7 protein-coding genes are annotated in these 14,282 nt (G+C 47.5%); all 7 read left to right on the forward strand.

Features of this window, described 5'->3' with window-relative positions; all coding sequences use genetic code 11:
* Positions 1-253: 253 nt before the first annotated feature.
* The 7 genes from D5S11_RS11135 (at position 254) to D5S11_RS11165 (ending at position 14,195) form a co-directional block, all read left to right on the forward strand.
* Positions 254-2,089, forward strand: coding sequence for a beta-glucoside-specific PTS transporter subunit IIABC (locus D5S11_RS11135; RefSeq protein ID WP_108725233.1), 1,836 nt, complete (start codon positions 254-256; stop codon positions 2,087-2,089).
* A gap of 18 nt (positions 2,090-2,107) precedes the next feature.
* Positions 2,108-3,505, forward strand: coding sequence for an aryl-phospho-beta-d-glucosidase (bglH, locus tag D5S11_RS11140; protein WP_020958057.1), 1,398 nt, complete (start codon positions 2,108-2,110; stop codon positions 3,503-3,505).
* Between the two features lie 81 nt (positions 3,506-3,586).
* On the forward strand, positions 3,587-4,033 hold the full coding sequence (locus tag D5S11_RS11145; RefSeq protein ID WP_007407802.1) for a universal stress protein: 447 nt from the start codon (positions 3,587-3,589) through the stop codon (positions 4,031-4,033).
* 147 nt (positions 4,034-4,180) lie between these two features.
* The gene (locus D5S11_RS11150; protein ID WP_108725234.1) at positions 4,181-5,092 is read left to right on the forward strand and encodes a DMT family transporter; all 912 of its coding nucleotides are present in this window, start codon (positions 4,181-4,183) and stop codon (positions 5,090-5,092) included.
* A gap of 141 nt (positions 5,093-5,233) precedes the next feature.
* Positions 5,234-6,298 carry a polysaccharide lyase family 1 protein gene (locus tag D5S11_RS11155; protein ID WP_032867891.1) on the forward strand — a complete coding sequence of 355 codons (1,065 nt, stop codon included), beginning with the start codon at positions 5,234-5,236 and terminating at the stop codon, positions 6,296-6,298.
* A 161-nt stretch (positions 6,299-6,459) separates the two neighbouring features.
* Positions 6,460-13,497, forward strand: coding sequence for a DNRLRE domain-containing protein (locus D5S11_RS11160; RefSeq protein WP_108725235.1), 7,038 nt, complete (start codon positions 6,460-6,462; stop codon positions 13,495-13,497).
* Positions 13,498-13,499: 2 nt separating this feature from the next.
* Positions 13,500-14,195, forward strand: coding sequence for a DUF7003 family protein (locus tag D5S11_RS11165; protein WP_047936317.1), 696 nt, complete (start codon positions 13,500-13,502; stop codon positions 14,193-14,195).
* Positions 14,196-14,282 lie beyond the last annotated feature (87 nt).

Below are 14,282 nucleotides of genomic sequence, written 5' to 3' on the forward strand. Positions count from 1 at the left end.
TAAGCGTTGATACCCAATAAATCCAGTGCTAAAGTATACATATCAACCCAATATCATTCACCTAGGATTGTTACTGCAAATCGCAGGCAAAACCTAAATTGCGTCAGACAGGGGAAGACCCCCGTGTGCTGTGCAGTTTGGGTTTTTTTTATACCCTTTTTTCGGAGGTGATGCTGATTTCATAACAAAAAAAGCCGGAGAAAGGCGGGCACCTTTCGTCCGGCGGTTCCCCCATTTTTAAGGAGGTATACTCATGGACTATCATAAAATATCAAAAGAGATTTTACAACTTGTCGGCGGGGAGGAGAATGTTCAGAGTGTCATCCATTGCATGACGCGGCTTCGTTTTAATCTATATGACAATGCGAAAGCAGATCGGAGCGGGCTGGAACAGACGGAAGGCGTGATGGGGACAAATATTAGCGGCGGGCAATTTCAGATCATTATCGGCAATCATGTGCCGAAGGTGTATCAGGCTTTGATGGAAAGCAGCGGGCTCAGTGATGAAAGCGCAAACAAAACTTCAAAGCAGAAGAAAAATGTGCTGAGCGCCGTGTTTGATGTGATTTCCGGCGTGTTTACACCGATTCTGCCGGCCATTGCCGGAGCCGGCATGATAAAAGGGCTTGTCGCGCTAGCGGTGACATTCGGCTGGATGTCGGAGAAGAGCGAGACTCACAGCATTCTCACGGCTTTCGGTGACGGTGCGTTTTATTTTCTGCCGCTTTTGCTTGCGGTAAGCGCGGCGAGAAAATTCAGATGTAATCCGTACGTGGCGGCCGCTGTGGCGGGTGCGATTCTGCATCCGGATTTAACGGCCCTGCTTGGAGCAGGGAAAAGCATCTCCTTTATCGGTCTTCCTGTAACCGCTGCCACGTATTCATCGACAGTTATCCCAATTTTGCTGGCGATATGGCTGATGTCCTATGTAGAGAAAGGAATTGACCGAATCACGCCTTCATCTTTGAAATTGATTGCCGTTCCGATGCTTACGCTTGTGATCGTCGTGCCTGTCACCTTGATCACAGTCGGCCCGCTCGGCGCGATTCTCGGGAATTACCTGTCTGTCGGCGTTAATGATTTGTTCAATCATGCGGGCATTGCCGCGATGATTCTGCTTGCAGGCACATTTTCGCTCATCATTATGACGGGGATGCATTATGCGCTTGTGCCGATCATGATCAATAACATCGCCCAAAACGGACATGATTACATTCTGCCTGCGATGTTTTTGGCGAATATGGGGCAGGCCGGCGCGTCATTTGCGGTTTTCTTAAAATCCAAAAACAAAACCTTCAAATCGCTGGCGTTTACGACGGGCATTACGGCATTGATGGGCATTACCGAACCCGCGATGTACGGCGTTAACATGAGATTGAAAAAACCGTTCGCGGCAGCATTAATCGGCGGCGCGGCAGGCGGAGCTTTTTACGGTGTAACGGGCGTCGCTTCTTACATTGTCGGCGGAAACGCCGGTCTGCCGAGCATTCCGGTCTTTATCGGGCCGACGTTTCTTTACGCGCTGATCGGGCTTTTTATCTCGTTTGCGGCGGGTATGGCGGCGGCACTTCTGATCGGGTTTGAGGATGTACAGTCTGAACGGGACAAAGCATCTGAAACGCCGGGTGTGACGGCAGGCGGAGAAATCATTCACAGCCCGATTAAAGGCGAAGTGAAAGCATTAAGCGAAGTGAACGACAGCGTCTTTTCCGGTGGAATGATGGGAAAAGGTTTTGCGATTCTGCCTGAAGAGGGCGCAGCGGTTTCTCCCGTAGAAGGGAGGGTGACAGCCGTATTTAAAACAAAGCACGCCATCGGCATTACGAGCACCCGGGGAGCCGAGGTTCTCATTCATATCGGGCTTGATACCGTCCGGCTGGATGGCAGGCATTTTGAGATGCACGTCAAAGAAGGCGATACTGTCGCGCCGGGAGATCTGCTGATTACTTTTGATATCGACGAGATAAAGGCTGCCGGTTTTGACGTGATCACGCCGGTCATCATTACGAATACGGATCAATATTCATTTACAGACGTGAAAAAAAGCGGAATGGTCAAACCGAACGAAGCGCTTCTGGCGTTATCCTGAAAAAGAGGTGGAGAAAACATGAAGAGATTTCCGGAAGGTTTTTTATGGGGCGGCGCAACGGCTGCCAATCAGATTGAAGGAGCTTATAAAGAAGGAGGCAAAGGACTTTCTACGGCGGATGTCTCCCCGGACGGCATTATGTCTCCGTTTCATGAGACGGACGATGCGCTGAATTTGTATCACGACGCGATTGATTTTTATCACCGCTATCAAGAGGATATCGCCCTGTTTGCGGAGATGGGCTTTAAAGCGTTCCGCACCTCCATTGCGTGGACGAGAATCTTTCCGAACGGCGATGAAACAGAACCGAATGAAGAAGGGCTGCAATTTTACGACCGTTTGTTTGACGAATTGAGAAAACATCAGATCGAACCGGTTGTCACGATTTCTCACTATGAGATGCCGCTCGGTCTTGTGAAAAACTACGGCGGCTGGAGAAACCGCCAAACGGTCGATTTCTATGAGCGGTACGCCCGCACGGTTTTCACCCGTTATAAAGACAAGGTGAAATATTGGATGACCTTCAATGAGATCAACGTCGTTCTTCACGCTCCGTTTACAGGCGGCGGCCTTATATTCCGGGAAGGCGAAAATAAACAAAACACGATGTACCAAGCGGCCCACCATCAATTTGTGGCGAGCGCGCTGGCGGTAAAAGCCGGTCATGAGATCATTCCGGATTCACAGATCGGCTGCATGATCGCCGCGACGACGACGTATCCGATGACGCCGAAGCCGGAGGATGTATATGCGGCTTTGCAAAAAGAGCGGAGCACGCTGTTCTTTTCTGATGTACAGGCGAGGGGCAGCTATCCGGGCTATATGAAACGCTTCTTTAAAGAAAACGGAATTACGATCGAGATGAAGGAAGGAGACGAGGCGCTCCTGAAAGAACATACGGTGGATTACATCGGCTTCAGCTACTACATGTCGATGACGGCCAGCACGGCGCCTGAGGATCTGGCGCAATCTAAGGGAAATCTTCTCGGCGGCGTGAAAAACCCGTACCTGAAATCTTCCGAATGGGGCTGGCAGATTGATCCGAAGGGCTTGCGCATCACCTTAAACACGCTGTACGACCGTTATCAGAAACCGCTCTTCATCGTCGAAAACGGACTCGGCGCGGTTGATCAGCCGGAGGAGGACGGAACCATTCAGGATGACTACCGCATCAATTATCTGCGTGATCATTTAATAGAGGCAAGAGAGGCGATTGAAGACGGCGTCGACCTGATCGGCTACACGTCGTGGGGGCCGATTGACCTCGTCAGCGCCTCAACGGCAGAAATGAAAAAACGCTACGGCTATATCTATGTCGACCGCGGCAATGACGGAAAAGGCACGTTTGAAAGAAAGAAAAAGAAAAGTTTTTATTGGTTTAAAGACGTCATCGCCACAAACGGAGAAAGTCTGTAAGCGCAATGTTCCGGAGAAAGCCGGCAAAATTGACATTCAGCAAAGAGAGGAGGACAATAAAAGCAGAAAGGCGGGATTCATATGTTTAAAAAAATTCTTGCAGCAGTAGACGGTTCAGACATGAGCAATAAAGCCCTGGACGCAGCCATCCATCTGGCGAAAGAACAGCAGGCTGAACTCACCATTCTCTATGCGGGACGTGAAGCCGTTGTCTCCACATCAGCTTTAACCGGGATTGTCTATGTTCCGGAAAACTTCATTGAAGACATCAAACATGAAGTCGAGCAAAAAGGAGCAGCCATTCTGGAAGATGCCAAGCAGAAAGCGGCAGAAAGCGGAGTAAACGCGGAAAGCCTGTACGTCCAAGGCGAACCTGCGCATCAAATTTTAAACATAGCGAAAGAACAGCATTTCAATCTGATTGTCGTCGGAAGCCGCGGAATCAGCGGATTTAAAGAAATGATGCTCGGAAGCGTGAGCCATAAGGTCTCACAATTGTCTCCTTGTCCTGTACTGATCGTTCATTAAACAGAAGGCCCTGCTGATGCGGGGCTTTTTTCATGAGAAAAGACCGCCGGCTTTCGAAAAATAGGGTGAAATCTTCCTCTGAATCAAGTAAAATGGCTGTTAGTATTTGTCTGAATAAACAGTCAATGATATGGGGGAAGCAAATCAATGCAAGCTGAACAAACATCAAATGCCGTCATCAAAATGGTCATTTCCATGGTCATTTTCGGATCAATCGGCTTTTTCTCAGAACATACGAATGTGCCTTCAATTGAACTGGTCTTTGTGAGATGTCTGTGCGCCTCATTGTTTCTGGGCGTCTGCTGGTTTGGTTCCGGACGGTACCGCACCGAACAATGGAACCGGCGGGAGGTGCTGCAGACACTGGCCTGCGGATTTTTTCTCGTGCTGAACTGGGTGTTTTTATTTAAATCATTTGAGGAGACATCAGTGACGATAGCGATTTCCGTTTATCATTTGGCTCCGGTTCTCGTCCTTCTTCTAGGGAGCCTTATATACCGGGAGAAACTGCATATTGTGTCCGTCAGTTCCATCGTGATTTGTTTTCTGGGCACCGCCCTGATTTCCGGCATCAACGGAAGTACATCATTTTCTCAGCTGATGGGATCGGGTATTATTTGGGCCGTGCTGGCCGCCCTTTTTTATGCTTTTACGACACTGGCCGGGAAAGGCATCAACAGCCTCAGCCCATACGCCGTCACCTGTTTGCAGACCGGATTGGGCGTTATCATTCTTCTTCCGTTCGTCCGTTTCGGCGCTTTTTCTGATTTGTCGCATGTGAACTGGATCATGATTGTGTCGACCGGTATCATTCATACGGGAATTGTGTATTTGCTCTTTTTTGACAGCTTGCGGTTTTTATCCACCCGGTTTATTTCAATCATCGTATTTCTTGATCCGGCGGTGGCGATTGTGCTCGACACCGTATTTACGGGATTTCGCCCTGACCTTTATCAATCTTTGGGGATTGTATTGATTTTTGCGGGAATGGGGCTGTCCCTGATTCGAAAGCAAAAAGCCGTGCCTTCGGAAGCTCAGGCAGACAGCACCCGTATATAGGCGGCCGTATCGGCTGCTTTTTTTGTTTTGGGGCTTTTCAGCCATAACGAAAAAGCAGACAAACAGATCATGGAAAAAGAGGATAGTAATTGTATAATACTTCTTGTGTTTACAATTTAAGAAATTAAAGGAGTGAAGGGCATGATAAAAAAGACGCGTCATCTCGCTTTCTTGGCTGCATTCGGATTTGCGCTTTGTCTGGCCATCGTATGTTCCGCATCAAAGCAGGCAGAAGCGGCAGCGGCTTATCCGGATGTGATGCAGGGACTTACCGGATTCGCGGGCAATGCGAAGGATCATAACGGTAAAGCAAAATCCGCCGTATCGGGAGGCCAGGGCGGCCCCGTCGTCTACGTCAGCAATCTCAATGATTTGAAAAACAATGCGGGCGGAACGGATCGCAAAACCATCGTCATCACAAGTGATATTTCTTCCCCGGGTAAAGCCGTCGTGACAGTCGGCGCCAATAAAACCATCGTCGGCTCTTATACCAGCCACAGGCTGACCAACATCTATCTGACCACCGGCTCCGGCTCAAACAATGTGATTTTCAAAAATCTCATTATCAGCCATAGTGCCGCCATTACAGGCAACAACGACATTCCGATGTACATAGCGAACGGACAGAATTACTGGATTGACCACGTGTGGTTTGAAGGACACAGCTACAATCCGAACAGCCACAGTGATTTGGGAAAGCTTCTGTATGTCGGCGCCAAAGCGGATTTTGTGACGCTGTCTAACTCTAAATTCACAGACCATCTGTACGGCCTGATTCTCGGTTATCCGAATGATGATAACGAAGGACGCAATTATATCGGCTATCCGCATATGACGATCACCAACAACTATTTTAATAACGTCTATGTGCGTTCACCGGGCCTGATGAGATACGGCTATTTTCACGCGAAAAACAACTATGTGACCAATTTCAATTTAGGATTCACCATTCATACAAACGCGACTGTTTTCTCAGAAGCCAACTACTTCGGTAACGGAAATGAAAAAGGCGGAATGATAGACGACTACGGGACGGCCCAATTCACCGACACCGGTTCATTCCCGTCGCTCAAAGCCCCGAAATCACCGCGCACCGGCTGGAATCCGAGATCAAATTACAGCTATGGCACCCTTTCAGCCCAGGACGCCAAAAACTTCGCCCAATCCTACGCGGGAGCGCAAAATACAAATCTCCGCTATCCATAATACGAAAAACCGCCGGCAGCCGGCGGTTTTTTTATATGAATAAAAGGTTCAAAATCCCTATAATCCTTAAAATAACCTTAAATACCTAGGAAAATATTGATAAACAATTTCAATAATATTACTATTGTTAAGCCTATATTACAAAAGAAGGAGGAGAACCTATGAAAATAGGAAAAAAGAACAAGTGGAAAAAATGGCTGGCCGGCACTCTTGCGGCAACGCTTATGATTTCCATTGCGCCTGCCGATGTATTTGCGGCAGAAACGCGTGAAAAACAAGATCAAGCGAAAACCGCCGACATTCCGGCCGCAGACCCGGAAAAAGATCTTCCGGCGGAAAAAGCACCCGAGCAGATGCCGTTTAATCAAAAAGATATCAATCAAGACGGTGAGATCACGTCTGAAAGAACTGAGAATTCAAAGCTTTACTATGAAGGCGAGGGTGTGTACAAACAGGAAATCTACACAGACCCCATTCATACGAAAGAAACCGCCAATGCGGACTGGGAAGACGTTTCTCCTGAATTGAAAACCGGCTCAAAGGAAGTCGGAACGGAAAATACAGTGCTGAATTCCGATTTTCTGAAGCAAATGAAAAACGGATTATACGCTACATTTGAACACAATGATCATAAGCTCACATACTCATTAACCGGCGCAAAAGGCCCCGATCAGGCTGCAATTACTCCGACAGATGCCTCAGCAAAAGTAAGGGAAGACAGCAACGAGCTTACGTATCAGCAAGTGTTTCCTGCAATTGATTTACAAACCTACACATTTAACGAAAACATAAAAGAAGACCTTGTGCTTCACAAATATGAAGGCTACAATTCCTTCACCTTTCAAATCAAAACCGACCTTCAGGCTAAAGAACAGGAAGACGGCTCTATCGCGTTTTCTGATGATAAAGACAATGTCGTCTACACCGTGCCGAAGCCCTTTATGACCGACTCAGATCTCGACGAAAAGTCAGGTGAAGTCAACAGGTCAGAAAATGTCAGCTTCAAGCTTGAAAAAAACAGCGAAGGCTACTTGCTCCATGTAACGGCCGATGAAAAATGGCTGAAAGATCCCAAGCGGGTTTATCCGGTATCTATTGACCCTTCAACATCAGTATCTGTGTCATCCGATACCTTTGTCATGAGCGCGTACCCGACGACAAACTACTCTGCCGCTTCGCAGAAATGGGACGCCGGATTGAAAGCGTACGTGCTGAAAACTGGATATTATGACGGCACAACCGGAACGAACTACGCTTTTATGAAGTTTGATAATCTAAAGCCGATCAAAAACATGACGGTGACGAAAGCGACGCTCAAAGCGTACACAGCCCACTCCTATTACGGATCAAAAGCGACGGGGCTTTGGCTCGACACCGTTAACAGCAATTACGACAATGCCAAGATTACGTGGAAGAACAAGCCGGGCTCCAAAAACATCGGCAAAGCCGAGGTCTATAAAGGCCAATGGGCAAGCTTCGATGTCACCTCCGCAGTCAAGTCGTGGAACAGCGGCGGCGCCAATTACGGCTTTAAGCTTCACACAAACGGAAACGGAAAAGAGTATTGGAAGAAGCTGATGTCATCAGCAAACTCTGCTAAAAAACCATACATTGAAGTGACATACACGATTCCGAAGGCGGACACGCCGTCTGTCAAAGCGTATCATAACGGAGATTCGACAGGATTTTTCAATATCAGCTGGAAAAAAGCTGAAGGCGCCAAAAGCTATAAAGTCTGGCTTTATAACGGGAAAGAATATCAGGCCATTCCGGTCGGCAATGCAACCTCTTGGAGCACAAAAGGAAAAAACATCTGGCCGACAAAAGCGGAAATCGACTCCGGCAAATATAAGCTGCATACAGACGGAAAAGGCGGAAGTGAATTAGCGCTTAATCCTTCGCCGGTCTATAAAAACTCCGGCGGCAGCTATCCGGCAAGTAAAAATTACTGGGTCGCGGTCAGCGCGGTGTTTGACCAGGGAGAAGGCGCCATGTCTGCGGCCGCCAAGCCCGTCATTCCGAATATTGGAAGAGTTCAGAAACCGAGCACGAAAGGCTTTAATAACAACAACGCCACAGGCTGGTTTGATCTTTCCTGGAAAGCCGTATCAGGCGCAGCCGGGTATAAAATGCAAGTCTTTAACGGCAAAGGCTTTGAAACGCTTGACCTCGGAAATAAAACATCCTGGTCCACAAAAGATCAAAACATCTGGCCGACAAAGGCGGAAATCAGCGCCGGAAAATATGCGCTTCACCTGAAAGACAAAAAAGGTGCGGAATTGCCGATCAACCCGGGCCCCGTTTATAAAAACGCCGGCGGAGATGCGAACCGGAAAACCTACGGATTTAAAGTCATTGCTTATAACAAAGACGGAGAAGCGATCGCCTCACCGGAAGCGAGTCCGGCGCTGCCTGATATCGCAAAGCCGAAAAACCTGACAGGCTATGTCTATACGAACACGAAATCCAGCCAAACGGGTTATGTCAATCTCATATGGGATAAAGTCAAAAACGCCAAAGGCTACAAAATCAACATCTACAACGGAAAAGATTATCAATCATTCGATGTCGGGGATACCGATCATTGGACGACCCAAAACAAACGCATCTGGCCGTCAGCCGATGAAGTGAAAGCGGGAAGATTCCAGCTTCACACGGACGGAAAGGGCGGCGAACTGGCGCTTGACCCTTCACCTGTTTACGAAAACGCAAACGGCAATTACAAAGGGAAGAAGAACTATTCCTTCACGCTGACCGCCTATGACGCAAACGGTGACAGCATACCGACGGCACCTTTTAACCCTGTTTTCCATGAAGGGGCGGAATTCCTCGGAACGGAAGAATTCTGGTCTATTATCGACATTCCGGACGGACAGCTGAACGGCGCGACGGGAAATGTCATCGTCAATGAGGAAGATATGTCAATCGACGGACGCGGGCCGGGGCTCGGGCTCTCCCGGACATTCAACAGTCTTGACAGCTCTGACCATATGTTCGGCCAAGGCTGGTATGCCGATGCGGAAACGTCGATCCTTTCTGAAGACGGCAGAGCCGTTTATATTGATGAGGACGCGACAACACATGTCTTCACGAAAAAATCTGACGGCACGTATCAGCCGCCGACGGGCGTTTATCTCGAACTGACGGAAACAAGCGACCAATTTGTATTAAAAACAAAAGATCAGACGAACGCTTATTTCAGCAAAAAAGGCGGCAAGCTCCAAAAAATCGTTGACGGACACAACAACACAACCGTATACGAATATAACGACAGCAATCAGCTGACCGCCATAACAGACGCATCAGGGCGCAAGCTGACATTTACCTATGATGAAAACGGCCATGTCACATCTCTTACAGGGCCGAAAAACAAAAAGATTTCATATTCATATGACAAAGACCTTCTCAAAAAGGTGACGGATACTGACGGCAGCGTCACAAGCTACGACTATGATGCCGAAGGGCGCCTCGTCAAGCAGTATTCCGCAAACAGCACGGATGACAAACCGCTGTTCACTGAATACCAATACAGCGGCCACCGTCTGGCCAAAGCCGTCAATGCGAAAAAAGAAACGTACGACTACAGCTATGACGCGGACAAAAAAACGCTGCTCATGACGCAGCCGAACGGCCGCAAAGTGCAGTACGGCTATAATGAGGCGGGCAACCCGATTCAGATGATCGATGATGCCGAAGGGCTGAAAATCACGACCAACACTGTATACGAAGGCAACAACGTCATTCAGGACACCGATCCGAACGACGCGGATGCGGGCAAAGCGACAGAAAGCTATCAATATGATAAAGACGGCAACGTCACAGCCGTAAAAGACAACTACGGCACCGAAACGTATCAGTACAACAAAAACAATGACGTAACGAAAATGAAGGACACCGAGGGGAACGTCACTGACATTGCGTACGACGGACTTGATGCCGTTTCTGAAACGGATCAAAGCGGAAAATCCTCATCCGCCGCCGTGTATGACAAGTACGGAAATCTCATTCAATCAAGCAAAGAGCTGGCAGCTTCGGCGAGTCTGCTGAAAGACGGCAGCTTTGAAGGAACAAAGCTTGGCTGGAATCTCACTGCTACGAGAGACAGCGGAAGCATCGCATCTGTAAAAGCAAGAAGCGGCGCGCTGTCCGGACAAAAAGCATTGGAGATCTCGTCACAATCCGCTTCAGCCGGAACAGAGCACGGCCATACGTCCGCAACGCAGGAAGTGCAGCTTGAGCCGAATACGACGTATACACTCAGCGGCCAGATCAAAACGGATCTGACGAAGGCGAGAGCGTATTTCAACATTGATCTGCGTGACAAAGACCAAAAACGCATTCAATGGATTCACAATGAATCAGGCGCATTAGCCGGAAAGAATGACTGGACGAAACGGCAGATCACCTTTACAACACCGGCCAATGCAGGAAAAGCCATCGTCTATATGGAAGTGGATCATAACGACAAGGACGGTAAAGGAAAAGCGTGGTTTGATCAGGTTCAGCTGGAAAAAGGCGAAGTCTCTTCAAGCTATAACCCGGTGCAAAACAGCAGTTTCACGGCCAAAACAGATGGCTGGAGCACAAGCGGAGCCGCCGCTGACCTTGATGAAGGCTTCGATGATGACAGCTCATTAAAAGCGTCCCGCACAAATGCATCACAAGCCAATGCGGCCGCAAAACAAACCGTTACATTAGGCCAAAGCGCGGACGATAAGCCGGTATATATCACGCTGACGGGGATGTCCAAGGCTGACGGCGTAAAATTTACGAATGACAATGATTACGCTCTTCAGGCTGACGTCACTTATGCGGACGGCACGACGGGCGTCTACACCGCCAAATTCCCGCAGGGGACACAGGAATGGAACCGGGCAGCGGCAGTCATTCCGAAAACAAAGCCGATCAATAAAATCGAACTCAGCATTCTGTTCCAAAAAAGCGCCACAGGAACGGCGTGGTTTGATGATATCCGTTTAATCGAAGGAAGCATCCTGACGAAAAACACCTATGACGAAAAAGGAAACTACGTCACAAAAGAAGAAGACGAACTAGGGTATGCAAGCACTGCTTCATATGACGAGACTGGAAAGAAAATGTCTGAAACCGACGCGAAAGGCGAAACAACCGCCTACGAATACGATCAGGCCGACCAGCTGACAAAGCTGACCTTGTCAAACGGCACATCCATCCTTCACAGCTATGACAAGGAAGGAAATGAGCTGACAAAAACGATTCGGGCCGGCGCAGACCAGACCTATCAATATGAATATGACGTCATGGGCAAGCTCGTCAAAACAACCGACCCGCTCGGCAATGTACTGAAGAGTGAATATGACGCCAACAGCAACTTGACGAAAACCGTTTCCGCCAACGGCAATGAAGTGTCGCTGACCTATGACGGCACCGACCGGGTTAAGTCAAAAGCGTATAACGGCACTGAAAAATACAACTTTACCTATGACAAAAACGGCAATGAAACGTCGGTCACAAACAAAGAACAAAATACAACGAAAAAACGCACCTTTGACAACAAAAACCGCCTGACCGAATTAACCGACCGCGGCGGCAGCCAAAGCTGGACGTATCCGGCTGATTCGGATAAGCTGAAAACTTTCTCATGGAGCCACGGCGGCCAAAAAGGAACAAACAGCTTTACGTACAACAAACTTGATCAAATGATTGAAATGAAAGACGGCACTTCAGCCTATACATTTGATTACGATGAAAACGGCAATGTCCAGACATTCATCAGCGGCAATGAAGTCGGCACGAGTTTTTCATATGATGAGCGGAATCTCGTCAGCTCTCTTCATATCGGAGCGAAAAACGGCGGCAGCATCTTCCGGGAAAGCTATGAATACGACGCCAACGGCAACCGCACGGTCATCGACAGCTCAGCGGGCGGAAAGGTGCAGTACGAATACGGCAAGCTCAACCAGCTCGTCAAAGAAACTCATGAAGACGGCACCGTCATTCAATATACGTACGACGGCTTCGGCAACCGGACAAATGTTACCACCACAAAGGACGGCGCAAGCAAATCAGTCAACGCATCCTTCAACATCATGAACCAGCTGACGAAGGTGAATGACGAAGACCTGTCCTACGATAAAAACGGCAACCGCACATCCGACGGCAAATACACATATACGTGGGACGCGGAAGACAACCTGACCGCCGTCACGAAAAAAGGCGAAGACAAGCCGTTCGCAACATACAAATACGATGAAAAAGGAAACAGAATCCAAAAAACCGTCAACGGAAACGTCACGAACTACTTCTACGACGGAGACAGCTTGAATGTCCTGTATGAAACAGACGCAGACAACAACGTCACAAAATCATACACGTACGGTGACAGCGGCCAGCTGTTATCCTATACAAAGAACGGCAAGAAATATTTCTATCACTACAACGCACACGGCGACGTCATCGCCATCTCAGACAGCACCGGAAAAACCGTTGCCAAATATCAATACGATGCATGGGGAAATCCGACAAAAACCGAAGCGAGCGACGAAGTAAAAGACAACCGCTACCGCTACGCAGGCTACCAATACGACGAAGAAACCGGCCTGTACTATCTCATGGCCCGCTACTACGAACCAAGAAACGGCGTGTTCTTATCACTAGACCCAGACCCGGGCAGTGACGGCGATTCGCTGGATCAGAATGGGTATGCATACGGAAACAACAACCCAGTCATGAACGTCGATCCGGATGGGCATTGGGTGTGGCTTGTAGTAAATGCCGGATTTGCAGCCTATGATGGATATAAGGCCTATAAATCAGGTAAAGGATGGAGAGGTGCAGCCTGGGCAGCGGCTTCGAACTTTGGGCCCGGGAAAGTGTTTAAAGGTGCTAAGAAGGCTTTGGGATTTGCGAAGGCCGCCAAGAAGTATTTAAAACCTGGTAAATACGCTAGAAGGTCAATTCCTGCAAGAAGTACAAGTAGCAGGTTAAATAAAAAGGAAAGAAGAGTATTAAACAAAATTGGGAATAAATATGGCTGTCATACTTGTGGTAGAAGGCACCCTGGAACTAAAAGCAGAAATTGGATTGCGGATCACCAACCAGTATCAAAATTAAGGAAGAAAGGCCAGCGACAAAGGCTATATCCTCATTGTCAAACTTGTTCACGAAAACAAGGAGGATATACTAGTGCTATTCTGAGAAAAAGACATCAACGGAGGTGAGGATGTTGGGTGGAAAAAAAGAAGCCATTCTCGCATTGCTTAACGATTCATTCAATAAGGAAGAGTTTCCGTTTCTTGATAATGAGAATTTTGACTTCGCAAAAGGGAAGCTTTCGATTTTTATTGAAAGAGATAACTGGCTTTTAACGTTCCAGCTGTTTGGATTGTCGAGATTGGGACCAGCTATTGATTTTTATGCGGTGGGTAATCAATTAACAAATAATGAAGTAAGTTTTTTAGATGATGAACCGTTTTTATTTGCAGATGAAAAAGGAAATTTGCTGGAATTGGAAGATATAGAATCGGGTTTTACAAGTAAACAAATCAATGTGTCTCTTAGAGAGAAAACATTTCAATTTTTTATTGAGCAGGAAATAAAAGATAAGATTTCCCCAAAGAATGAATGGATTACATGTTTGAGGCATATGACCAAAAATAGATTATTTCTTGACACACTTTGGCTGACGAAACAAGAACAACTGGAAATAGCGGGTCTCTCTTCGGAGTATGAACAATTGTATTCAACAGAATTATGGATGCATCCAGAAGGAGAAAAAGATTTGCCTAGTTTGTCTCCTTTCTTTCAATCAATTGCCGAAGCAATTTCCCGTCAAGAGATAGCATATATTCAAAAACATGATGATGGTAACACAGAGTGGCCAAAATGGGCACACACAGATTCTGTTCAATACTTTTGAAGATATTATAGACATGCAGTAATTGGAAATAATCCGTTATATATTAAATAAATTATTATGTGGAAGATAAAATATAAAAATAATTTA

It is taken from the genome of Bacillus sp. L75 (assembly GCF_003676355.1).
GTDB classification, from domain to species: Bacteria; Bacillota; Bacilli; order Bacillales; family Bacillaceae; genus Bacillus; species Bacillus velezensis.

Coding starts and splice junctions, on each gene's coding strand:
- D5S11_RS11135 (WP_108725233.1), top strand. CDS start 254: ATGGACTATCATAAAATATCAAAAGAGATTTTACAACTTGTCGGCGGG.
- bglH (WP_020958057.1), top strand. CDS start 2,108: ATGAAGAGATTTCCGGAAGGTTTTTTATGGGGCGGCGCAACGGCTGCC.
- D5S11_RS11145 (WP_007407802.1), top strand. CDS start 3,587: ATGTTTAAAAAAATTCTTGCAGCAGTAGACGGTTCAGACATGAGCAAT.
- D5S11_RS11150 (WP_108725234.1), top strand. CDS start 4,181: ATGCAAGCTGAACAAACATCAAATGCCGTCATCAAAATGGTCATTTCC.
- D5S11_RS11155 (WP_032867891.1), top strand. CDS start 5,234: ATGATAAAAAAGACGCGTCATCTCGCTTTCTTGGCTGCATTCGGATTT.
- D5S11_RS11160 (WP_108725235.1), top strand. CDS start 6,460: ATGAAAATAGGAAAAAAGAACAAGTGGAAAAAATGGCTGGCCGGCACT.
- D5S11_RS11165 (WP_047936317.1), top strand. CDS start 13,500: ATGTTGGGTGGAAAAAAAGAAGCCATTCTCGCATTGCTTAACGATTCA.